Annotated in this window: 22 protein-coding genes; 6 read left to right on the top strand and 16 right to left on the bottom strand. The window is 35.5% G+C overall.

Translation table 11 applies throughout. The features are described 5' to 3' along the window. Positions 1-166: 166 nt before the first annotated feature. From M2372_RS10640 to M2372_RS10600, 9 genes are all read right to left on the bottom strand, one after another. Positions 167-1,942, bottom strand: a complete 1,776-nt coding sequence (locus tag M2372_RS10640; RefSeq protein ID WP_115968800.1) for an acyl-CoA dehydrogenase family protein — start codon at positions 1,940-1,942, stop codon at positions 167-169. A 44-nt stretch (positions 1,943-1,986) separates the two neighbouring features. Beyond that, entirely contained in the window at positions 1,987-3,165 is a 1,179-nt protein-coding gene (locus M2372_RS10635; protein WP_115969163.1) for an acetyl-CoA C-acyltransferase, read from the bottom strand. A gap of 112 nt (positions 3,166-3,277) precedes the next feature. Next, the gene (tnpA, locus tag M2372_RS10630; RefSeq protein WP_123319268.1) at positions 3,278-3,742 is read right to left on the bottom strand and encodes an IS200/IS605 family transposase; all 465 of its coding nucleotides are present in this window, start codon (positions 3,740-3,742) and stop codon (positions 3,278-3,280) included. A gap of 88 nt (positions 3,743-3,830) precedes the next feature. Further along, complete coding sequence (locus tag M2372_RS10625; protein ID WP_115968798.1) at positions 3,831-6,224, bottom strand: 3-hydroxyacyl-CoA dehydrogenase/enoyl-CoA hydratase family protein; 2,394 nt, start codon at positions 6,222-6,224, stop codon at positions 3,831-3,833. A gap of 53 nt (positions 6,225-6,277) precedes the next feature. Then, positions 6,278-6,730 carry a MarR family winged helix-turn-helix transcriptional regulator gene (locus M2372_RS10620; RefSeq protein ID WP_045502437.1) on the bottom strand — a complete coding sequence of 151 codons (453 nt, stop codon included), beginning with the start codon at positions 6,728-6,730 and terminating at the stop codon, positions 6,278-6,280. Between the two features lie 165 nt (positions 6,731-6,895). Then, on the bottom strand, positions 6,896-7,819 hold the full coding sequence (locus M2372_RS10615) for an ABC transporter ATP-binding protein (protein WP_123319267.1): 924 nt from the start codon (positions 7,817-7,819) through the stop codon (positions 6,896-6,898). 101 nt (positions 7,820-7,920) lie between these two features. After that, positions 7,921-8,298: a GxxExxY protein gene (locus M2372_RS10610; protein WP_123319266.1), complete on the bottom strand. Its 378-nt coding sequence runs from the start codon at positions 8,296-8,298 to the stop codon at positions 7,921-7,923. 426 nt (positions 8,299-8,724) lie between these two features. Next, positions 8,725-9,696: an iron ABC transporter permease gene (locus M2372_RS10605; RefSeq protein WP_185018788.1), complete on the bottom strand. Its 972-nt coding sequence runs from the start codon at positions 9,694-9,696 to the stop codon at positions 8,725-8,727. Positions 9,697-9,716: 20 nt separating this feature from the next. Further along, positions 9,717-10,280: a TlpA disulfide reductase family protein gene (locus M2372_RS10600; protein ID WP_123319264.1), complete on the bottom strand. Its 564-nt coding sequence runs from the start codon at positions 10,278-10,280 to the stop codon at positions 9,717-9,719. A 32-nt stretch (positions 10,281-10,312) separates the two neighbouring features. Here M2372_RS10600 and M2372_RS10595 point away from each other — a divergent pair, with 32 nt between their 5' ends. Both M2372_RS10595 and M2372_RS10590 read left to right on the top strand, forming a co-directional pair. Continuing rightward, positions 10,313-11,437, top strand: coding sequence for a ferredoxin--NADP reductase (locus M2372_RS10595; protein WP_123319263.1), 1,125 nt, complete (start codon positions 10,313-10,315; stop codon positions 11,435-11,437). A gap of 56 nt (positions 11,438-11,493) precedes the next feature. Further along, entirely contained in the window at positions 11,494-12,051 is a 558-nt protein-coding gene (locus M2372_RS10590; RefSeq protein ID WP_394337811.1) for a vancomycin high temperature exclusion protein, read from the top strand. Here M2372_RS10590 and M2372_RS10585 read toward each other — a convergent pair. Continuing rightward, positions 12,048-14,648 (bottom strand): BamA/TamA family outer membrane protein, encoded by a 2,601-nt coding sequence (locus tag M2372_RS10585; protein WP_123319262.1) that lies wholly within the window; start codon positions 14,646-14,648, stop codon positions 12,048-12,050. The two genes, M2372_RS10590 and M2372_RS10585, sit on opposite strands and share 4 nt — an antisense overlap. On the opposite strand from M2372_RS10585, the gene M2372_RS10580 reads away from it, so the two are divergent. Beyond that, on the top strand, positions 14,634-15,359 hold the full coding sequence (locus tag M2372_RS10580; RefSeq protein ID WP_123319261.1) for an RNA methyltransferase: 726 nt from the start codon (positions 14,634-14,636) through the stop codon (positions 15,357-15,359). The genes M2372_RS10585 and M2372_RS10580 overlap by 15 nt on opposite strands. A gap of 69 nt (positions 15,360-15,428) precedes the next feature. Here M2372_RS10580 and M2372_RS10575 read toward each other — a convergent pair whose 3' ends face one another. The 5 genes from M2372_RS10575 to porQ all read right to left on the bottom strand — a co-directional run bounded on the left by M2372_RS10575 (position 15,429) and on the right by porQ (position 18,506). Beyond that, positions 15,429-15,926 carry a phosphoribosyl-ATP pyrophosphatase gene (locus M2372_RS10575; protein ID WP_115968789.1) on the bottom strand — a complete coding sequence of 166 codons (498 nt, stop codon included), beginning with the start codon at positions 15,924-15,926 and terminating at the stop codon, positions 15,429-15,431. Then, entirely contained in the window at positions 15,919-16,239 is a 321-nt protein-coding gene (locus M2372_RS10570; RefSeq protein ID WP_045496351.1) for a phage holin family protein, read from the bottom strand. The genes M2372_RS10575 and M2372_RS10570 overlap by 8 nt, the downstream gene beginning before the upstream one ends. Before the next feature lie 80 nt (positions 16,240-16,319). Continuing rightward, positions 16,320-16,670: a YtxH domain-containing protein gene (locus M2372_RS10565; RefSeq protein ID WP_115968788.1), complete on the bottom strand. Its 351-nt coding sequence runs from the start codon at positions 16,668-16,670 to the stop codon at positions 16,320-16,322. A gap of 95 nt (positions 16,671-16,765) precedes the next feature. Beyond that, complete coding sequence (gene cmk, locus M2372_RS10560) at positions 16,766-17,440, bottom strand: (d)CMP kinase (protein WP_123319260.1); 675 nt, start codon at positions 17,438-17,440, stop codon at positions 16,766-16,768. A gap of 73 nt (positions 17,441-17,513) precedes the next feature. Beyond that, a complete protein-coding gene (porQ, locus tag M2372_RS10555; RefSeq protein ID WP_115968786.1) occupies positions 17,514-18,506 on the bottom strand; it encodes a type IX secretion system protein PorQ in 993 nt (330 codons plus the stop codon). A gap of 168 nt (positions 18,507-18,674) precedes the next feature. Between porQ and pyrH the strand changes: the two genes are divergently transcribed. The 3 genes from pyrH (at position 18,675) to M2372_RS10540 (ending at position 21,329) form a co-directional block, all read left to right on the top strand. Further along, positions 18,675-19,382 (top strand): UMP kinase, encoded by a 708-nt coding sequence (pyrH, locus tag M2372_RS10550; protein ID WP_045496358.1) that lies wholly within the window; start codon positions 18,675-18,677, stop codon positions 19,380-19,382. Positions 19,383-19,517: 135 nt separating this feature from the next. Then, entirely contained in the window at positions 19,518-20,072 is a 555-nt protein-coding gene (gene frr, locus M2372_RS10545) for a ribosome recycling factor (protein ID WP_115968785.1), read from the top strand. Positions 20,073-20,267: 195 nt separating this feature from the next. Next, on the top strand, positions 20,268-21,329 hold the full coding sequence (locus tag M2372_RS10540) for a 3-oxoacyl-ACP synthase III family protein (protein WP_123319259.1): 1,062 nt from the start codon (positions 20,268-20,270) through the stop codon (positions 21,327-21,329). 50 nt (positions 21,330-21,379) lie between these two features. Here the strand turns inward: M2372_RS10540 and M2372_RS10535 are convergent, their stop codons facing one another. Further along, positions 21,380-22,177 (bottom strand): hypothetical protein, encoded by a 798-nt coding sequence (locus M2372_RS10535; protein WP_123319258.1) that lies wholly within the window; start codon positions 22,175-22,177, stop codon positions 21,380-21,382. Positions 22,178-22,265 lie beyond the last annotated feature (88 nt).

Raw genomic sequence — 22,265 nt, 5'->3', positions numbered from 1 at the left:
GGAAAACTATATTTAAATATACATAGAATAAATCATTTTGAAGGTTAAAGGATCATCGTTAAAATATGAATGTGAGTGATGGTATATAAGCATTATGTAATCGAATTTTAAACAAAAAAACGCCCCAAAAATGGGACGTTTTGAAATCAAATTTATGTTATAAAGACTAATAAGCTCCTTTATCAATATAGTGAGCAGCCACTTTTTCAGTTAATGCTACTACATTTGGATTGTTAGTGTATTTTGTAAATCTTCTTAATCCGGAAAGCATCATTCTCTGCTCATCTCCTTCAGCGAAAGAAATAATTCCTTCTTTAGCTGCTACGGTGATTTTCTCAACAGCTTTGTAAAGGTTCAACTGAGCCATAGCTGCTTCTACAGAATCAGGAGAGAAGTGTTTCTCAGCTCTTAATACTGTAGATTCTGCCATATAGATCTGGTTTAGGATTTCAGAAGCATTCAACAATAAGTGCTGCTGTTTTTCGATATCCATCATATATTTTTGAAGAGCTGCTCCGGAAACCATAAGGAATACTTTCTTAAGGTTAGCGATGATTGCTTTTTCCTCACTCATGAATGCTGAATAATCTGGAACTTCAAATGAAGGAATACCCATCAATTCTTTGCTGATTGCCATTGCAGGGGATAAAAGGTCTAATTCACCTTTCATTGCTCTCTTAATAAGCATTCCTACTGCTAATAATCTGTTGATCTCGTTAGTCCCTTCATAGATTCTTGAAATTCTAGAATCTCTCCATGCAGCTTCCATCGGAGTATCTTCAGAGAATCCCATTCCTCCATACACCTGGATACCTTCATCAGCAGTATGCTGTGCAAGATCAGAAACAAATACTTTAAGGATAGAACATTCTACAGCGAATTCTTCAACACCTTTAAGCTCTGCAGCCTGGTGATCCATTCCGCCTGCTACCAATTCGTCAATTTTATCCTGAACATTTTTTGCTGCTCTGTAAGAACCGGCTTCACTTACGAAAACTCCGGTTGCCATTTCAGCAATCTTCTTTCTGATTGCTCCAAAAGTGGCGATAGAAACTCCAAACTGCTTTCTTTCGTTAGAATATTGGATAGAGTGGTTTAAGATTCTTCTTTGTGCATCTAAACAAGCTGCTGCTAATTTGATACGACCTACGTTCAATGCATTTAAAGCGATTTTGAAACCATTGTTTCTTTCTCCTAAAAGATTCTCTACAGGAACTTTCATGTCATTGAAGAAAACCTGACGCGTTGAAGATGCACGAATACCCAATTTGTGCTCTTCCTCACCGAAAGTTAAGCTTTCAGGGTTTTCCAATTCAGAACGGTTGATTACAAAACCGGTGATATTTTTATCATCATCAATTTTTGCAAATAAAGTGAATGTATCAGCAAATCCTGCATTAGAAATCCACATTTTCTGTCCGTTGATGATATAATGTTTTCCATCTTCAGAAAGCTTAGCTCTTGTTTTTCCAGAGTTAGCATCTGAACCTGCATCAGGCTCAGTTAAGCAATAAGCTCCGAATTTTGTTCCTGTTGCTAAGTCCGGAAGATATTTTTTCTTTTGCTCTTCAGTTCCGTAAAGAACAATAGGCAGGGTTCCAATTCCGGTGTGCGCCCCATAAGCTGTTGCCAATGATCCTGTAGTTCCTGAAATGTAATCACAAGCCAGCATCGTTGTTACAAAGCCCATTCCAAGACCTCCGTACTCTTCAGGAACTGCTATTCCCAGCATTCCCATATCACCAAGCTTACGCATTGTTTCTTCAGTAAATGCGTAATCTTTCTTTTCGAAACGCTCTCTTTGAGGCACCACCTCTCTATCTATAAATTCCTTCGCAGAATCACGAAGCATTTTTTGTTCTTCATTCAGTTCTTCAATACTGAAAATTTCGTTTGCAGGAATTTCCTTGATTAGGAATTCACCTCCTTTTAATGTAGCCATATATTATTTTATTTTTTTATTATTTTTTGAGACTATTCATCTATTTATAGTAGTTCAAAAATACTTGCTGCTCCTTGCCCTGTTCCCACACACATCGAAACCATTCCGTATTTGTTACCACGTCTTCTCATTTCGTCAAGAAGTTGAACTGTTAGTTTAGTTCCTGTACATCCTAGTGGGTGACCAAGAGCGATAGCTCCTCCGTTTACATTTAAGATATCAGGATTTAAGCCTAATTCTTTTTTGATAGCCACTGATTGTGATGCGAATGCTTCGTTTAGCTCGATCAAATCGATATCCTTTAGTTCAAGACCTGCCTGTTTTAATGCTTTTGGAATAGCATAAACGGGTCCCATACCCATAATTCTTGGTTCAAGACCTGCAGCAGCATAGGCTACTAATCTTGCTTCCGGTTCAAGACCTAATTCTTTTACCATTTCTTCGCTCATAACCATAACGAAAGCAGCTCCATCACTCATCTGAGAAGAGTTTCCGGCAGTTACACTTCCTCCGTTAGCGAAAACAGGTCTAAGCTTAGACAAACCAGCAAAAGAAGTATCTGCTCTTGGACCTTCATCCACAGAGAAATCGAATTTCTTAGTCTGAATCTTCTGGTTTTCATCAAGGAAATTATACTCTACAGGGATTGGAACAATCTGATTGGCAAATTTACCCTCCTGATTTGCTTTTAAAGCTTTCATGTGGGACTCAAAAGCAAACTGGTCCTGTTCTTCTCTTGTAATATTATACTGTTTTGCTACCTCTTCTGCAGTATAACCCATTCCCCAGTAATAATCAGGGTTTGTTTTAGCGATATCTGTTTCAGGAACCGGCTTATAACCTCCCATCGGGATATAGGACATAGATTCTGTACCACCAGCGATGATGCAATCTGCCATACCAGCCTGAATTTTTGCGGAAGCAATAGCAATCGCTTCACTTCCTGATGCACAGTATCTGTTTACAGTTACTCCAGGAACTTTATCTGTATTTAAACCCATTAAGGAAATCAAACGGGCAACGTTTAATCCTTGCTCTGCCTCAGGCATTGCATTTCCTACAATAAGGTCATCAATTCTGTTTTTATCTAATTGCGGAAGCTCAGCCATTAATTTTTCAATAACGGTAGCTGCCATTACGTCAGGACGTGTAAAACGCAGGGAACCTTTTGGTGCTTTTCCTACTGCTGATCTGAATCCTTTTACGATGTATGCTGTTTTCATTTTTTGTTTAATTAAATTGTTTTTGAAAGATTTTTGCCTCATAGAGGTAAACTGTTCATAGATATTTGTTTATGCTTTTTTGCAATCTGTGGAGCTCCGTAGGAGCGACCTGTTAATCTTCAATCCATTCAAATAGATATTTTGGATCATATTCAATTTCAAATTTTGACATCAAATCCAGGTATTCTTCTCTAAAAGTTTTCTTTTTATTATGTTCCTCCTGGTTTAAAATATATTTCACCGCTGGATCAACATTGCTTTTAGAATAAGAGAAAGCTCCGTATCCTTCCTGCCAATTGAATTTTCCATTTATCCATCCTTTTTCATTGATGAATTTTGAAGACCCAGCTTTAATATCTCTTACTAAATCTGAAACTGACTGTGTCGGATTCATACTTACGAGAATGTGCACATGGTCTGGCATTGCAAAAACTGCGAATAATTTTTGATTTCTATTGGAAACGATACCTGTAATCAATTTATGTAATTCTTCTCTGTTTTCTTTTGAAATCAGGTTTTGTCTTCCTTTGACTGCAAAGACAATTTGAATATAAATCTGTGTATAGGTATTGGCCATAAAATCTAACAGGTCGCCTCTACGAGGCTCTCTAATCTTCTAAAATTATTCAATAGCTATTAACAGTTCGCTCCTATGGAGCTCCCCGTTAGTTTCTTAATGGCTTCCCATTCTGTAGCATATACTGAATTCTCTCTAAAGTTTTTCTTTCACCACAAAGCTGAAGGAATGTTTCTCTTTCAAGATTCAATAAGTATTGCTCAGTAACCACTGTAGGTTCAGATAAGTTTCCACCTACCAATACATTAGCTAACTTATCAGCAATTTTCTTGTCGTGTTCAGAAATATATTTTCCTGTTAACATCTGGTCTGTTCCTACGTAGAACATTCCTAATGCATCTCTACCTAAAACTTTCACTTTTTGTTCGATAGGCTGAGTATATCCCTGTTCAGCTAATAGTTTTGCCACTTTTTTAGCTTCGGCAATCTGTCTGTTTTTGCTTACAGAAACAATGTCTTTTCCTTTTTCAAGGATTCCCATATCATAAGCTTCATATGCTGAAGTAGCTACTTTACCCATAGCGATATTCATGAAAGCATCACGAAGCCTGTTGTTTTTAACATCATCGCTGTGGAATTCTCTGGAAGTTCTTAAGGCAAGTTCTTTAGTACCACCACCACCAGGAATTACGCCCACTCCGGTTTCAACCAGTCCGATGTAAGTTTCTGCTGCGGCAACCACTCTGTCTGCATGCATTGTCATTTCGCATCCACCTCCTAAAGTCATTCCATGAGGAGCAACTACTACAGGGATAGAAGAGTAACGCACTCGCATCATCGATTTTTGGAAATAAGCAATGGCCATATTCAAGTCATCCCAATCCTGCTCAATAGCCATCATAAGAATCATGGCAAGGTTAGCTCCTACAGAGAAGTTTGCGCCTTGGTTTCCTACTACTAATCCGTCATATTCTTTTTCTGCTAAATCAATAGCTCTGTTTAATCCATCTAAAACTTCGCCTCCTAGAGAGTTCATTTTTGAACGGATCTCAAAGTTGATGATACCATCACCTAAATCAAGAATGGCTGAACCTGAATTACTCCAAAGCGTTTTATTTTTTCTGATATTATCAAGGATAATGAAAGCATCCTGTCCAGGAATTTTGTTATATTCTCCTGAATTTTTGTCAACATAAATACTCTGTCCTTCATCGTTAACTTTGTAGAATGTTTCTACATTTTTAACCCAGTCAGAAACTTCATATCCGGCATCTTTAGCCAATTCAATACCTTTCTGAACACCTACGGCATCCCAGATTTCAAATGGACCATTTTCCCATCCGAAACCAGCTCTCATAGCGTCGTCAATTTTGTAAACTTCGTCAGAAATTTCAGGAACTTTATGAGAAACATAAGCGAATAATGCGCCTAATGATTTTCTGTAAAGTTCACCAGCTTTATCTTTACCACCGATCAATACTTTGAATCTGTCGATTGGTTTATCAATAGCTTTTGTTAATTCTAATGTAGGGAATGAAGACTTTCCTTGAAGCTCATATTCTAATGTGTCAAGGTTTAATCCGTGAATTTCAGATTTACCTTCTGCGTTTTTCACTTTTTTATAGAATCCCTGTTCTGTTTTTGAACCTAACCATTTATTATCCATCATTTTTTGGATATAGGCAGGAAGAGCAAATACATCGTTAAAGTCATTCGCTTCAGCACCGCTTTGACGAACGCCGTTGGCTACCATTACCAAAGTATCAAGACCTACAACATCAGCAGTTCTGAAAGTTGCAGATTTTGGACGACCAATTACCGGGCCTGTTAATTTATCAACATCAGAAACGGTAAGTCCTAATTTCTGTACATTGTGAAGAAGATCCATCATAGAGAATACCCCAATTCTGTTTGCAATAAATGCAGGAGTATCTTTTGCTAAAACGGTTGTTTTACCTAAGAATTTAGCACCATAGTTCATATAGAAGTCTATGATTTCCGGATCTGTATCGTTTGTTGGAATAATCTCAAGAAGAGGAAGATATCTTACCGGGTTGAAAAAGTGAGTTCCTGCAAAGTATTTTTTGAAGTCTTCGCTTCTTCCTTCTGTCAAGAAGTGGATTGGAATCCCTGAAGTATTGGAAGAAATTAGTGTTCCCGGTTTTCTGAACTGTTCAATTTTTTCGTATACAGACTTTTTAATGTCAAGTCTTTCTACTACTACTTCAATAATCCAGTCTGTATTTTTAATTTTTGGTAAATCATCATCGAAGTTTCCGACTTTGATTCTATCTGCAAACTTTGGTGAATAAAGAAGTGCAGGGCTTGCTTTTTTCAGTTTTTCGAAGTTTTCGGTAGCAATTCTGTTTCTTACTGCCTTATCTTCTTTAGTCAAACCTTTTTTCTGTTCAGCTTCAGACAATTCAAAAGGTACAATATCCAAAAGTGACACTTCCACACCAATGTTGGCGAAGTGAGCTGCGATACCGCTACCCATAATTCCTGAACCAAGAACCGTTACATGTTTGATTCTTCTTTTCATATCTATTTTTTTATTATTTATAAGGTTACATGAACCATACAGTTCATGATAATTTATTTTCTGTTATTGAGGAGTTCATTTGCAATCTTCATAATCTCAGTCATCACATCTTTAAAAGTATCCATCTTTTCCGGGCTGATCTTTTCCATTACTTTTTTATTGAAATTGACAACAACTTCCTTAGACATATTTCTGGAGTTTAAGCCTTTGTCTGTAAGTTTGATAATCACCTCTCTTTTATCTGTGGTGGTTTTCTCCTTATAGATGTATCCGTTATCTTCCAGAAGTTTAATGATTCTCGTTAGGGAAGTGGGTTCTATGGCCATTTTAGGTCCAAGATTCGTACTTCGCGTTCCTTCTTTGGGATCAATTTTAAGAAGGGTAAGTGCTTGTACTGCCGTGGAATCATGTTCCTGAGCCAATTCTGTGTACATTTTAGAAACAGCCAACCAGGTCTGTTTTAAAATTAAATCTACGTTTTCTATTTTTTCCTTATTATTATCCATCATTTTTGCGCCAATGGTTTTACCCAAATTTAGTAAATATTATGCATGCATAGTATTTATTAACGTTAAATTTTGTTAATAACCTGATAATAAATGAGTTAAATTGTATGATTTGCATAATACTATGCATGCATAGTATGTGAAATAAGTAAAGAAAACTATTGATTAGTAAATGTTTCCAATGAAATTTATGATTTCTTCAAAGGATTCGCATTGTTGTTTCAGCGAATCGTTAGTAATTACCCAAAAACCATCCTGAAATTCAAAATTAAGAGAAGAAAGGTCTTTTGAGAAGTTTTTTTGAAGCAAAGAATAGAGCATTTCCTTCTGAACCTGTGGTGCAGAAATATGTGGTGGAATAAAACTCTCGTTCATTTGAAATAATGAGGCATTGGTGAGTTCATCATGCTGAAGTAATATATCTTCCACAATTCCTGAATGAAGCTGTGAATCTTTTACATACCATATTTTATCTGCAAATTCCTTAGCCAGGCGCCAGTCATGTGAAGAAAACAGAATAAGTTTATTCTGTTCCTTGGCCAGTCTCCTTAAAGTTTTAAGGATAATAATCTTATTTTTTTCATCCAAATGGGTGGTAGGCTCATCCAGAATAATGACAGGGGAGTTCTGGGTGATGGCACGTCCGATAAATGCTTTCTGAAGGTTTCCATCCGAAAGATTCTTAAGGAGCGTATATTTATATTGTTCAAGATCCAGTTCTTCAATAATATGGGCTATCTCTTCACGATCTTCCTTTTTTAATTCAAAATAAAAAGGGTAGTAGATGTATTTTCCCAACGAAATAAGATCCTCAACTGTATAATGCTGTGGAACAACAGACTTTGAAAACACAATAGCAATATTCTCTGCAATTTCTTTTACAGACAGTTTTTTTACATTCTTGCTATTAATTAAGATTTCCCCACCCAATAATGAAATCTGGTGAAGAATAGATTTGATTAAAGTTGTTTTTCCAACTCCGTTATTTCCAATCAACAAGCAGACATCACCAAGTTTCAATCCTGCATTGGCATTTGAAATTAATGTTTTATTGTATCCTATGTTAGCTTGTTTGATCTGTAGGTGCATGTTTGATGTTGGCTAAGCGCAAAGGCGCAAATTGTTTTACAAAAATACTGTTTTAAGGTGCATAGAATTTGACTTTATCAAATTTTTATTCTGTTTTTAATTTATAAATGATTAACTACTCTAATAACTCCATTTTTGAAAACATCAGATTGAAAATTGAGTAACATGCCTAGTTTACATTTGGTCATTTTTAAATAAGTTAAAAGCTGAGCTTTATGAACAGGACTGATATAGTCAACCGTTTTTATTTCTAAGATCACTTTGTTTTCTATAATTATATCGAGTCTGAAAGCATTTTCAATTTTTAGTTCCTCATAAATAATAGGAAGTAGCTTTTGTTTTTCCACAGAGAATCCTAATTTTATTAATTCATAAAACATGCATTCTTCATAAACATGTTCAAATAATCCTGCACCAAGCTTTTTATGAATTTTTAAACCAGTTTCAAAAACAATTTTTGATATTTCATTTTCTGTCATTTGGAGTGTTTTTATATAGATAAATATAAGAATTGTTGAATAAATGCAGAGGTAAAAAGATCTAGTGTATTTTAGAAAATTATAGATTTTCAGTAATTGTTAGAATATATTTTGTATTTAAATATAATTTGAGGACTACTGTTGGATAATCGCAAGGGCGCAAAGATTTATCATACATTGCGTATATTTTTAAGGCGCAAGAAAATCACAGATTTTCAGCAAGAGTTGGGAATAATGTTTAGTTAAATTGAAGACATATTATTATTAGGAAGAACACCTCTATTTTGATCAATGAGCTAACTGTAATTTAGAGTGATAATTTGAAAAGATATTTTAGCAGCATACAATTTTATCGTAGATAAAATCCTTGCGCCTTAAAGCGTGAAACAGTCAAAAATTCTTGCGTCTTCGCGTTTCCAACAAAAATCACACTTTATTCTGCTTCAAAAGCATGAGTAAAATCACAGGAATTCCAAAAACAGAACTTATCACATTCAAAGGGATCTGGGTTTTTTCTGCAATCACAGAGAAGATCAGCATAACCAACATTCCCAGAAACATATTCAATATCCATTGCTGCCATAATTTTGCAGGGTTGTAAATCAATCGGCAAAAGTGAGGAACAATTATCCCAATAAAAAGGATAGGCCCTAAAAAAGCCGTAATAGAGGCAGAAAGTAGGGAAGAGGCTACGATGATTAGAAGTTTTAAATGCTTCAGATTAACTCCTAAACTTTGTGCATATGAAGTTCCCAATGAATTTCCAATTAATGGTTTTATAGATTTAAAACAGAAAAATAATCCTATCAATACTAAAGCTGATAAAACACAGATTTGATTCCTCGTTACCATATTATTAGCTCCGAAAGACCATAAAATATAGTTTTTCAGACTTTGATTCTCTGCATAAAACTGTAACAGGGAAACGATGGCTCCGGCAAAAGCAGATACCAGAAATCCGAAAATAATCAGGTAAGATTTATCCTGAAATTTATTGGACATGGATAACAGAACGAGCATCAATAACAAACTTCCTCCAATAGCTGATAGACTAAGAAAACTGTTTTGCAGAAATTCAGGAAGCAGAATATTATGAGAGAAGAAAATATAAAATGCCACCGATAGGCTGGCTACAGAGGTGATGCCCAGAATATCAGGTCCGGCTAATGGATTTTGAAAATATTCCTGCATCAGAAATCCGGAGGTAGGAATTGAAATTCCAGCCAATAGCATAACAAAAACTCTGTTAATACGAATTTCAGCAATTTGACTTTGGGCAGAATCCTGAAAGAAATCCTGAAGGCTTAAGCTTAAAAATCCTGTGTTCAGATTAATAATTGCGCCTCCAATGATTGCAATAGTTAACAATAAACACAGGATCTTAAATCTTTTTGACATGATTCAGAAAGATGTATATTTTATTTTAGAAAAGCATTGATTTTAGAGTTCAATACTTCTTCGGTCATCATACCAAGGTATTCATCCGTTTGACTTCCTTTTCTCATAAAGGTAAAAGGAATTGAACCACCATCCCATTGTTTAAAGTTTTTGGAGAAGAAATTCGGATCTAATTTTTGTCCATCCAGCAGAATAACATTGGCTCCAAGATTATGTTCTGCTACAAAATCTTTCACTGCAGTATCCCATTCTGCTTTGTCATCAAGGTTTACAAAGGTGAATTTTACAGGCTTGTCTTTTAATTCCTCCATTTTATTTTTAAAACTTGGAATTTCTCTGATACAAGGGCCACACCATGTTGCAAAGAAATTGGTAACATATAAAGTGTCATTATTTTTAGCTAAATTCTGACCTACATTTTCAGGAGAAAGTTCTTTGGGAATATACGTACTTACCTGATCTGCTGTGTTTGGAGTTGCAGTAACTGAATCCGTAACAGGAGTGTTGTCTTCAGCTTTTGAAGTTTCTTTTTTACAGCTGTAAAGAACTGTCAGGATCAACGTGGATAAAATTATCTTCTTCATAAATTATTTTTTATCTATTTTTGAATTGAAGTATGGAACAACAAATCTATAAAGGGAAACTGATACAGTTTCATCCGTTAAAAATAGCGAAAAAGGTAGAGCTGACCAAAAATACTTTTTCTCTGGAGCTCGATATTCCGGAGAATCTGAAAGAAAATTTCAAGTTTGATGCCGGGCAGTTCGTTAGTGTAAAATTCCTATCGCATGGAAAAGAAGTTATTAATGATTATTCAATGACTTCGGCTCCTTATGAAGGGAAAATATGTTTGGGAATAAAGGTTAATTCTCCTGATGGAGCTACTTCTCAGCTGTTTCAAAACTATGGGGAAGGGGATGAATTAATGATAAGTGAACCCGCAGGCAGATTTACTATAGTATCTAAGCCCAGCGAATTCAGAACTATAGTTGCTTTTGCTGCCGGTATTGGAATTACTCCTATTTTAAGTCATTTTAAGAACATCCTTCATAACGAACCAAGAACAAGACTGTTTTTATTCTTTGGAAATAAAAGTTCAGATAATCTCATCTACAGAGATCAGTTGGATAATCTTGCCAGAACCTGTGGAGACAGACTTCAGATTTTTTACTTCTTTTCTCAGGAGAAAACAGCTGATCAGTTTTTCTATGGCAGATTAGATGAAAAGAAATTAAACTTAATTATCAATCAGATCCTTCACCTGGATGATACAGATGAAGAATCTACGATTTGGGATGCTGTAGACGAAGTTCTGATCTGTGGAAAAGGGGAAATGATTAAAACGTTGGCAAACGCCTGCTATCATCACGGAATTCCAAAAAGAAATATTCATTTTGAGCTTTTTGAAGAATATAATGATGATATTTATCCTGTAGAAAAAGAATTTCCGCTTATTGAAAATATAGAGGTAGAATTTACGATGCTCGGAAAAAAATATACAACCCAACTTCCTGATAATAAGGATAGAATTCTGCAGCAACTTTTGCTTCAGAAATTCCCGGTTCCTTATTCATGCAAATCCGGAATCTGCGGAAGTTGTGAATGTTCTTTGGATGAAGGAGAAGTGGAACTGCTGGAAAATGAATATCTTACCGAAAAAGAAGAAGGGCAGGGGCATATATTAGCTTGCATGTCAATAGTGAAAAGTAAAAAAATAAAGCTTAACTTTGATCTTAGTTGAGAATTATTAGGAACATATTTAACCTGGGATTTGTATCATTAGAATTGGGGATTTTAATGATATGCTTCTGTAATGTGTGGGTTTTCGGACTCACCAACGGCCGTACTTATACCAAAATTTCAAAAATCCCACCAAGAGAAATTGCATTGGTATTGGGAACCTCTCCAAAGATGAGATCAGGTCTTTCCAACCCGTATTTTACGAAAAGGATGGATGCTGCAGCTCTTCTTTACCATCATGGAAAGATCAAGAAAATTATTGTAAGCGGTGAAAAAAGTAAAGGTTATAATGAGCCTGCTGCCATGAAGAATTATCTGGTCTACCAGGAGGGAGTTCCTGGAGATATTATTATTGAAGATCCGAAAGGCTTTAATACCTATAAAAGTATTCTCCGCTGTAAAGATGTTTATAAGAAGAAAAACGTCATTATTGTTTCCCAGGGATACCATAATCTTCGGGCCTTATTTTTTGCAAGAAATAATGATATGAATGCTTTGGGGTTTGATGCACAGGATGTAACGAAGCCTGAAAGTTTCTACAGAAATCAGGCGAGGGAAGTCCTCGCCCGTGTTATTGCTGTAGTATATTTTATTCTTGGAGTTTCTCCGGATTAGAAAGGATATCCGAAGGCAAAGTTAACAGTAGGTTTGAAAGGCTGCAGTGTTTTGAATCTCCAGCGGTCTCCTTCGGGCTTGTTTGGATCAAAGATCTTATAGGCAAGGTCTATTCTCAAAGTAATATAGGCTACATTTACTCTTATCCCGAATCCACTACCAATACCCATTTGGCTCAGGAATTTATTGAATTTAAACTGATCCTCATGAGCATCATTGTGATTTCGAAGGCTCCAGGTATTTCCTATATCTGTAAAAATGGCTCCTTCATACATGTTATTAAATGGAATTCTGTATTCTATATTGGTTGTCAGTTTTACATCATTGGTCATGTATGCACGTACTCTTTCGTCCACCTGAGAGTCAGCAGGACCTAATCCTCCGAATGCTACCCAGGCTCTGATATCATTGGAACCACCATTGAAATAAGACTTGATAATAGGCATATCTTTAGAGTTTCCATATGGAATACCCACTCCAATAAACTGTCGAAGAACTAACGTCTGGTTACCATTGAATTTAAAATATTTTCTTGTGTCGATATCGAATTTTACGAATTGGGCATAAGGAATTCCAAAGATGGTTTTCTGAGGTGCTGTAACCAGTCCTCCATCATTACTTTTCTTATTGAACAAACTTAAAATATTACCACCAAGTTCTACTTTACCATTAAAATAAAATGCATTAGGATAATCTTTTTTACCAATTTCATTGTAAACAAAATTATAGATCATGGAAGAAATAAAGACATCTTCCGTCTGTCTTTCTTTGTTAATAAGAGTTCCTCTGAATGTTGTAAAAAGATCCTGGCCCTGCTGATTAAGACCATCCTGATATCCTTTATTATTAAGAATTTCTTCAGTGACAGCATCCCCTGTAAGTTTCCCTGATTTATAATCAGTTCCAATGTTGGGGTAATTAGCAAAATAGTCATTAAATATTTCGTCCCTTACCACTCCATCATTAACGAAATAATCATAATAAGCATTCTTATTTTTCGTTAAACTGATCTGGGTATTGAAGAGGGTAAGTTTATGATACACCTGTTCATTTACTGTGGCCTGATAATTTAATCCCGTATTAAAGTTAACCCTTCCCAATCCAATATTATTCTGGATAGATGCTCCCAACAAAATAGATGAAGTAGGGGTGTATCTTTTGGGAATGAATTTATAATAATTAAATGGTAATAGTAATCTCGGAAAGTTTAGTGATGCCTGAGCGGATATTTCATACGCCAATACTCTCTTATCATTATTTTCTGTACTTGCAATAGATCCAAATGTACCGGAAAGACTTGTAGAAAGGTTTTCTGCCCCTTTGAAAATATTTCGGGTAGTAAGGTCCACAGAAGGAGAGATTCCCAGATTCAGGATCTGAGAATAATTAAGATCTGTTCCTACTTTAAGCTCATACTTAGGAAGCGGTTTCAGTATATATAAAACATCTACAATACTGTCATTAGGGGAAGTGATACCTCCCTGTCTTAAAGAGTCTCTTGCCTTTACGATACTGAAATTGTTCATGGTCATAAGATTTCTCTTAGTCACATCCAGTTTTTGCTGATCATAAGGCTGCTTACTGTCTACAATGATAGTTTTCCATAATGATGATGTTTTATATTTATCATTCATTTTATGGAACCTTATTCTTCTTAAGCTGTCTTTAACGGTGTTCTTAGGAAAATCGCTGGCTTCATCTACGATCGCAACATCAATATTTCCAAAAGTGGCTTTCTTATAAGGGCGATCTAAAGAATCTTTATGAATTTCCAGAGTGACAGGAACCTGTTTTTTACTTTTTAAAGAATCTGCAACAAAATAAACCTCGTCATTCGTATTGTTGAATTTATAATATCCGGACTCTCTCATCAGGTCTGTAATTCTTGTTACCTCTTTTTCAAGAACAGTCTGATCAAGAATCTGTCCTGATCTTATAAGGGTTTTATTCAGATGATAGTTATAGACCTGTTTTATCCCCTGATCGGGAATATTAAAAAAATAATCTTTAATATAGGTAGGATCATTGTGTTTTACAAAATACTTTACTGCTGCTTTCTTGGAAGCTGAGTCTATATCATGTCTGTATTTTACTTCTGAATCCCAAAAGCCCCGGTACGTAAGCCTTTTTTTAATAGATTCTATACTTTTTTCGCTTCTGGTCTGATCTAAAATGACAGGCGGAGAACCCCAGCTATGCAATAAACGGTCGAAGAAAAGGTTTTTTCCGACACTGCTTTTCATATTATACCTGATAAATAATGAGTCTCTCAGTTTCTGATCTCTCATTTCACTGGGATACGTCATATATTCATTAAGGATCGTATCGTATTTTGGATTGGCCATGTTATAAAACATAAGACCTAACGGCATGAAAAGAAATTGCTTTTTATTGGGCTTCTGCTGAACGTAATCTTTTAATTCTTCATCAAAAAATTCTTTCTTATCCTCGAACTCAAAGTTGTTCTTAGTAAGCAGATATTCACCATCCGGAACTTTTTTTGTGGTACTACACGCATAAAGGAGACCAACAAATGTTGCAAATGAGATAATTTTATAATATTTTTGAGGAGAATTCTTATAATGCTTACAGCTCATACAATAAAAGTTTTACAATCTTTAGATAAAAAGAAGTTCAGACAAAAATACAATTTGTTTTTGGTTGAAGGTAATAAAATCATTTGTGAACTTTTCAATTCTAACTTTAAAGTTAAAGAAATATTATCAACCGATCCACAAAAATTGGACCGTACTGATATCCCTATTACTCATATCTCTGAAAATGAGTTAAAAAAAATCAGCTTTCTTAAAACCCCAAAAGATTCTGTCGCCGTGTGCTATCTGGATCAACAGGAAACCTGGGCGGATAAGAAAGTACAATTGGTTTTGGATGGGATTCAGGATCCTGGTAATTTGGGAACGATTATCCGGTTGGCAGACTGGTTTGGAATAGAACAGATTATCTGTAGTGAAGATACAGTGGATTTTTATAATCCAAAGGTAATTCAGGCAACGATGGGATCTTTTACAAGAGTAAACATCGTTTATACAGATCTTGTGGAATATCTTTCTAAGACAGAAAACGTAAATATCGGAACAGATATGGATGGCGAAAACATCTATACATTTGAAAAACCTGAAAAAATCAACCTGATTCTAGGCAACGAAGGAAACGGAATGAGACCGGAAACGGAAAAGCTTTTGCAGAAATGTATCAGTATTCCAAGGTTTGGAAAATCCCAGTCTACAGAAAGCCTGAATGTATCAATGGCTGCCGGGATTATTTTAGGACAGTTATTTTCAAAATAAAGAAGAACAGCAAAAAAAATCAGGGCTTAGGGAGTGAAAATTATTTTCTGCATCCTAAGCCCTGATTTCTTATATTAATTGTTCCATACTGGAAACACTTTTATTTTTCTGATATACTTCCAATTTTTTTCTTACATATTTAAGAGCAATAGGAGCGAGGTAGATCAATGCGGCTCCTACCAGCTTATTCTTCCAATTAGAACTTTTCATATTCTTTTTGGCGTAGTTACCAACGATAGCGGTAACGCCCAACTTGATAATGCCGTCTGCAATATTTCCCTTGAAGGCTGTATTTGCAAGTCCCACAGCTGTATTTTTACTGATGAAAAGATCTTTAACCTCTGAAGTAAGCTGCTTAGCAATGACATCCTTTCTCAGAACAACTTTTTCATCGCCGTCTTCGTCTACTTTTTCCTGAAGATACTGATCACTTAAGCCATTGGTAAATGCACTAAGACTCTCTTTTGTATTTTTAAAAGTAAGAAGATTTTCCAGATCATTAATTTCACCTTGAAGCAGTTTTTTCTTTCTTCTTAATTCTACGATACTTTCATATTTTCTACTCATGGCTTGAATGATTTAAAAATTTAATAACCTGGTCTGCAACAGTATTCACAATCTTATTTTTGAATGCAATGACAAAAGCCATTACTACAGCATAGAATGCTGCAACAATTAAGAATCCGTAGGAGTAATTATCCAATGCTTTACCAATAAGAAAAGCGATTCCAAAATTGAAAAGGATAATAAAAAAAGCAAAAGCAACAAGCAGTACTACAAAGTAGGTAATGAGCCCGGCAGAAAGAGAAGATTTTTCTGTAGCTTCTATTTTAAGAAGGTCTATTCTCTTCGAGGCGTATTCTTTAATAGTTTCTATCATTGTTTTTTTTTAAAGTTACAAAAAAAGGAACTTTCGCACAAAAGTTCCTTTCTGTAATTTACTTAAAAAAGATAAATTACTTATGATTTAAGATCATTCAGTTCTGCTTCTACATCTTTTACTACATCTGCAGTTTTAGAAACAATCTGATCTTTGTATTTGTCATACCCATCTTTCATAGTATGTGCTACGTTGTTTGCTGTTTCTTTAAAAGTAGAAGAAATATTGCCATATTGGTCTTTCACTTTTTCAGAAACCTCTCCGTATTTGTCTTTTGCCTGATCTTTTAGATCATTTGCTTTGGTTTTGATCTTTTTTCTGGTTTCTTTTCCTTCTTCAGGTGCATATAGCATTCCTAAGATTACACCTGCTGCAGCACCTGCAAGAAGTCCCGCCAATATACCTGCTGTATTTTTTCCGTTTTTAGACATTTTAAGTTTTTTAATAGTTAATAATAGATTAGTTTTTACACTGGTAAAACTTGCAATTTGTATACCAAAGGAGGCTTTGTGCCTATTAAAAATTGTTAAATCTTTTTGATATAAGAAAGGATCAGCTCAATGGTTTCTTCTTTAGTAAGCTCAGAGTTGTCGATCACGATGGCATCGTCAGCCTGCTTCAAAGGTGCTATTTCACGCTCACTGTCGATTTTATCTCTTTCAATAAGGTTTTGTTTTACCTGTTCTTTATCAGCTTCTATTCCAAGGCCTTTTAGTTCAAGAAATCTTCTGTTGGTTCTTTCATCAATGCTGGCAGTAAGGAAGAACTTATAGTCCGCATTTGGCAGAACTACTGTCCCTATGTCACGTCCATCCATGATGACACCGCCTTTTTCTGCCAAAGAACGTTGAGACTGCAATAAAAAATCTCTTACTTCCTTTTGCTTGGCCACCAGGCTTACATTATCTGAAACCTGATGAGTTCGGATTTCCATAGAAATATCCGTATTATTAAGGTAAAGAATGAGTGTTCCGTTGTTATTTTTAAATTCAAGATGGACCTGATCCAAAGATGAAAATAAAGTTTTCAGGTCAATTTCGCCTTTTTCATTCAGACAGTGTTGCAGAGCAAACCAGGTAACTCCTCTGTAAAGTGCTCCTGTATCCATGTGAATAAGTCCCAGCTTATCAGCAATGATTTTGGAGATAGAACTTTTTCCGGTAGACGAGTACCCATCGATAGCTATTACAGGTTTTTTCATACTGCAAATTTCAAGATTTTTTTTAGAAAATCAAGAATTAATAAGAAATTTTAAGAGGGTTTTATGAATTTTTCTATTCTCCTCTGTGGCTGGAAAGGTCCATGGAAATCCCTATCTGATTGACGTTCGAGGAGTTGTGATATCTTACGTGAGCATAATCTATACGGAATTTTGAAATCTTGATTCCAAACCCTCCTGAAAGTCCTGAAAAGTTTCTCTGATCTGCTACAGCAAGCTCATTTCCTCTTCTCACATTATATCCCAGTCTGATATTAAAGTTCTTTTCCGGGAATAATTCTGCTCCTAAAGAGAAGTGATCGGCAATTTTTCTTCCTGCATTCACTTTCTGACCATCTTTATTATATTCAGATGAAATATTAAACTCCTGAAGATCGTGTGCTGTAATGGTAATGGCAAGAGGGAAGTTCTTTAATATTCTGGTATATCCTACATCTACTCTGAATGGCAGATTTTCACGGGTTCCATTGAATGATTTAAGCTGGAAACCGAAGTTTCTCAGTACAAGGGAAAGAACTTCTTTGTTCTTCTTATTATGATACGTAATTCCGGCAGTTCCTGAGATTGCGGAAGAAGTATAGTTGTCTATTTTTGAGGTAACGAAGTTTAATCCTCCGCCAATGGTCCAGTCTTCTTCAAACTGGTAAGCATATCCGGCACCGACAGCTACATCCGAAGCTTTATATTCTCCGTCCTGGAAACCGCTTTCATCTGTTCTGGGAATACTTCCATAGCTCATATACCTTGCATTGATGGTGGCCATATGTCCATTTTCAAAGTCTTTGGCATAAGCAATGGTTCCGTATTTGGAGTCGGCAAGATAAGCAGTAGCATTTACAGAAAGCTGCTTGTCTGAATCTTTATTTAACAGGGCCGGGTTTGCAATAGCAAAGGAAACATCATAATCTCTTATCGAAATTGCATCTCCACCCAAGGCAGCCTGTCTTGCAGATACAGGTACATTTAAGAACGGATACACATTTGTTCCTGTTTGCGCATAAGAAACAATTCCTGATAGAAATAATGAAAAAATGATAATTTTCTTCAACTCAATTTATAATTAATGCAAAAATAATCCTTTTTCGTACTTTTCAAAATATTTCTTACATTATTTCTAATTAAATATTTTTCTTTTACCAATATTTTTAATGATTATATTTGCAAAATCAAATTTTGGGGAAACCCACTCTAATAAATAGCTTATTAAAAATAAAAGATGAAATATAAAAGAATCCTTCTAAAACTTAGCGGTGAGGCCTTAATGGGGAACAGACAATACGGTATTGACAACGAAAGACTGCAGGAATATGCTGCCGAGATTAAAAAAGTAGTTGAAAAGGGCTGTGAAGTAGCGATCGTCATTGGAGGAGGAAATATTTTCCGTGGTGTTGCAGGCGCTGCAAAAGGAATGGACAGAGTACAGGGAGACTATATGGGAATGTTAGCCACTGTAATTAATGGTATGGCACTGCAGGGAGCATTAGAGGATGCCGGGATCAAAACAAGACTTCAGTCTGCGATAGAAATGGATAAAGTGGCTGAACCTTTCATCAAAAGAAGAGCGGTAAGACACCTTGAGAAAGGAAGAGTAGTGATCTTCGGTGCAGGTACAGGAAACCCTTATTTTACAACAGATACTGCTGCAACATTGAGAGCGATCGAAATTGGGGCAGATGTAATTCTTAAAGGAACAAGAGTAGACGGAATCTACGACAGTGATCCTGAGAAAAATGCTGATGCAGTAAAATATAATTCATTATCTTTCGATGAAGTATTTGAGAAAAATCTTAAGGTAATGGATATGACTGCCTTTACTTTGAGCCACGAGAATAAGTTGCCTATCATTGTATTCGATATGAATAAAGATGGGAATTTAGTGAAAATTGTGGATGGAGAAAACGTAGGTACTTTAGTTGATTTGTAATCAAGTAGATGACAGGTAGCCGATAACAGCTAAAGAGGTTAATATTACTCATTGCTTATTACCGATTACTCGTCATTTATCTTTTATCAATCATCATTTATCATAATGTGCAATTTATCAAACTTTAATATAATAATGGAAGAATTAGATCTAATATTAGAATCTGTAAAACATGACATGGATGGAGCGGTAAAGCACCTTGACCATGCATTTCAAAGAATTAGAGCAGGGCGTGCTTCTACAGCAATGGTTCAGGATGTAATGGTTGAATACTATGGAGCAATGACTCCAATCAACCAGGTTGCCAATGTTTCTGTTCCAGATGCAATGACCATCTCTATTCAACCTTGGGACAGAACAGCAATCAATGCAATTGAGAAAGCGATCATTAACTCAAACCTAGGTTTTGCACCTTCTAATAACGGAGAAAATATTATTCTTAATGTACCGCCTTTAACGGAGGAAAGAAGAAAAGAATTAGCAAAACAAGCTAAGGTAGAAGCTGAGAATACTAAAGTAACAATAAGGAATGCAAGACAGGATGGTTTGAAAGAACTTAAGAAACTGGAAGGTATTTCTGAAGATGTTGTAAAAGGTGTGGAAGAAGAAATCCAGACGTATACAGATAAGTATGTAAAGCTTTGCGATGAGCATCTTAAAACAAAAGAAGCTGAAATTATGAAAGTATAATTTTCAGCTATTGAAAATAAAAAAAGAGGATTCCGGTTTTGGAATCCTCTTTTTTGCTTTTTTTAGAAATTTTGCGGATAAATTATTGAAAATTTTATCATATTAAGTAGGTCTGTTATACTAATTAGTAAGTATTATCGTTATATTTATCGAATTATTCCTGAGGAGTTGTAGAGCAGGATAAATAACATAAAGATGATGACCAGAATTATTGGCGTGGGGAACTATATCCCATCTGAAATGATAACCAATTTATTTTTTGACAAGCATATTTTTCTCAATGAAGAAGGAGCTTTATTAAAAGAAAACAATGCTTCAATAACAGAGAAATTAAAGAAAATCACAGGCATTGAAGAAAGAAGATATGCACATAGTACACAAGTAACTTCAGATTTAGGACTTATTGCAGCTCAGGCAGCTATAGAAAATGCAGGGATAGATCCTGAAACACTGGATTATATTATATTTGCCCACAATTTTGGAGATGTCCGTTTTGGAACGATCCAGTCTGATACGGTACCCAGCCTTGCTGCCCGGGTGAAGCATTTATTGGGAATAAAAAACAATTTCTGTGTTGCATATGATGTTTTGTTTGGATGTCCCGGTTGGATTGAGGGAGTAATACAAGCCAATGCATTTATTAAGGCAGGTATTGCCAAGCGTTGCCTGGTAATTGGAGCGGAGACACTCTCCCGTGTTGTGGATATTCATGACAGAGATAGTATGATTTATGCTGACGGTGCAGGAGCAGCTGTTTTGGAAGTTAATACTGATGATGAATCTGGAATAAAATCTCATTTATCCGCCTCTTTTACTTTTAATGAAAAGGATTATTTATATTTTGGAAAATCTTATAACAATGAGAAGTGTCCGGATACCCGATATATTAAAATGGATGGGAGGAAAATATATGAATTTGCACTTGTAAATGTTCCTGAGGCAATGAAAAAGTGTCTGGATAATAGTGGGTACTCAATCAATGAATTGGATAAAATTATTATTCATCAGGCCAATGAAAAAATGGATGAAGCCATTGTGAGCAGATTTTATCAATTGTATAATGTTCCTGTTCCTGAAAATATTATGCCTATGGTGATTCATAAACTGGGTAATAGCAGTGTGGCAACCATTCCTTCTTTACTGGCTATGATTTTGAAAGGAGAATTGGAACAGCATGAGCTTAAAAAGAATGATGTTGTTTTATTTGCTTCGGTAGGTGCCGGGATGAATATTAACGCCTTTGTATATCAATTTTAAATAAAAAAGAGACTCCAAGCCGGAGTCTCTTCTTATATATCACTGGTAATTTATTTACAGTTTTCATTATAATCTGTAATAACCTCGTCTACAATTTGCAGAATGTTTGATGTCACATCATCAATCTGGCTTTTGATCAGTTTACCCAGACCGGATCTTTTCTTTTCATCATTCTTCAGAGAAGTATAAGCGCCGCTGGTCATTTTGCCTTTTGCATAGCTGCAGTCTGCGATGATGATTTTAGCTTTGGCAAAAGTAAACTCTTCAATTTTCCCCCCTTTTTTACTGTAGATATAAGACGGATTTTCCCTCATTCTCTTGGTTTCCGCATCGGCTGCAATCATCTGGCTGGTTCCGGCTGAGAAAGTAGTAGGGTAGCCGTATAGTTTATATACCTTGATCTTCCCGTCTTTTACAATTTCAGCGAATTGATTGCTTTTTGTAAGGTTATTAAAGGCTTTGATATTGCCGCTTAAGCCTCCTGTTGCAGTATTGAAGCCTTCTTTGGTATTGGTATACTTAATATTTTCAAAGTGTCTTTCATTATTGCTTTCATCAATAGAAACATACTCTTTGATATCATCAGTATCCAGTGTTTTGAATTTTTGTTTTTTCTTGGATTTGTCGATGTCAGAAACCGAAATGAATTTTACTTTTTTCTGATTATTCCAGGGGTAAATGGCATCTCCGTTCAGTCTTACAATTCCTTCGATTTTTTTACCGTTTTTGTCTATGATATAACCATATTTTTCATCTCCTCTTAATTCATAATCCGTATTGTTGTCTTCCTGTGCGTAAGCGTTAAAGGAAACCAATGCAAACAGGCCTAAGGCCAGTACTTTTCTCATGTAATTATAGTTTTATTTTTTGCAAATATAATCTTTTTGGTATAGTAAGGAAGCAGGAAGATGGAGGGGATTGTAGTTTACTTTAGGT

It is taken from the genome of Chryseobacterium sp. BIGb0232, assembly GCF_024810195.1.
GTDB lineage: Bacteria > Bacteroidota > Bacteroidia > Flavobacteriales > Weeksellaceae > Chryseobacterium > Chryseobacterium pennae.
Note: the sequence above shows the minus strand (reverse complement) of the source record. Positions and strands in the feature narration are given on the sequence as shown.

Excerpts from the sequence above, each read along its gene's own strand:
- M2372_RS10640 (WP_115968800.1), bottom strand. The coding sequence starts at position 1,942 with ATGGCTACATTAAAAGGAGGTGAATTCCTAATCAAGGAAATTCCTGCA.
- M2372_RS10635 (WP_115969163.1), bottom strand. The coding sequence starts at position 3,165 with ATGAAAACAGCATACATCGTAAAAGGATTCAGATCAGCAGTAGGAAAA.
- tnpA (WP_123319268.1), bottom strand. The coding sequence starts at position 3,742 with ATGGCCAATACCTATACACAGATTTATATTCAAATTGTCTTTGCAGTC.
- M2372_RS10625 (WP_115968798.1), bottom strand. The coding sequence starts at position 6,224 with ATGAAAAGAAGAATCAAACATGTAACGGTTCTTGGTTCAGGAATTATG.
- M2372_RS10620 (WP_045502437.1), bottom strand. The coding sequence starts at position 6,730 with ATGGATAATAATAAGGAAAAAATAGAAAACGTAGATTTAATTTTAAAA.
- M2372_RS10615 (WP_123319267.1), bottom strand. The coding sequence starts at position 7,819 with ATGCACCTACAGATCAAACAAGCTAACATAGGATACAATAAAACATTA.
- M2372_RS10610 (WP_123319266.1), bottom strand. The coding sequence starts at position 8,298 with ATGACAGAAAATGAAATATCAAAAATTGTTTTTGAAACTGGTTTAAAA.
- M2372_RS10605 (WP_185018788.1), bottom strand. The coding sequence starts at position 9,696 with ATGTCAAAAAGATTTAAGATCCTGTGTTTATTGTTAACTATTGCAATC.
- M2372_RS10600 (WP_123319264.1), bottom strand. The coding sequence starts at position 10,280 with ATGAAGAAGATAATTTTATCCACGTTGATCCTGACAGTTCTTTACAGC.
- M2372_RS10595 (WP_123319263.1), top strand. The coding sequence starts at position 10,313 with ATGGAACAACAAATCTATAAAGGGAAACTGATACAGTTTCATCCGTTA.
- M2372_RS10590 (WP_394337811.1), top strand. The coding sequence starts at position 11,494 with ATGATATGCTTCTGTAATGTGTGGGTTTTCGGACTCACCAACGGCCGT.
- M2372_RS10580 (WP_123319261.1), top strand. The coding sequence starts at position 14,634 with ATGCTTACAGCTCATACAATAAAAGTTTTACAATCTTTAGATAAAAAG.
- M2372_RS10585 (WP_123319262.1), bottom strand. The coding sequence starts at position 14,648 with ATGAGCTGTAAGCATTATAAGAATTCTCCTCAAAAATATTATAAAATT.
- M2372_RS10575 (WP_115968789.1), bottom strand. The coding sequence starts at position 15,926 with ATGAGTAGAAAATATGAAAGTATCGTAGAATTAAGAAGAAAGAAAAAA.
- M2372_RS10570 (WP_045496351.1), bottom strand. The coding sequence starts at position 16,239 with ATGATAGAAACTATTAAAGAATACGCCTCGAAGAGAATAGACCTTCTT.
- M2372_RS10565 (WP_115968788.1), bottom strand. The coding sequence starts at position 16,670 with ATGTCTAAAAACGGAAAAAATACAGCAGGTATATTGGCGGGACTTCTT.
- cmk (WP_123319260.1), bottom strand. The coding sequence starts at position 17,440 with ATGAAAAAACCTGTAATAGCTATCGATGGGTACTCGTCTACCGGAAAA.
- pyrH (WP_045496358.1), top strand. The coding sequence starts at position 18,675 with ATGAAATATAAAAGAATCCTTCTAAAACTTAGCGGTGAGGCCTTAATG.
- frr (WP_115968785.1), top strand. The coding sequence starts at position 19,518 with ATGGAAGAATTAGATCTAATATTAGAATCTGTAAAACATGACATGGAT.
- M2372_RS10540 (WP_123319259.1), top strand. The coding sequence starts at position 20,268 with ATGATGACCAGAATTATTGGCGTGGGGAACTATATCCCATCTGAAATG.
- M2372_RS10535 (WP_123319258.1), bottom strand. The coding sequence starts at position 22,177 with ATGAGAAAAGTACTGGCCTTAGGCCTGTTTGCATTGGTTTCCTTTAAC.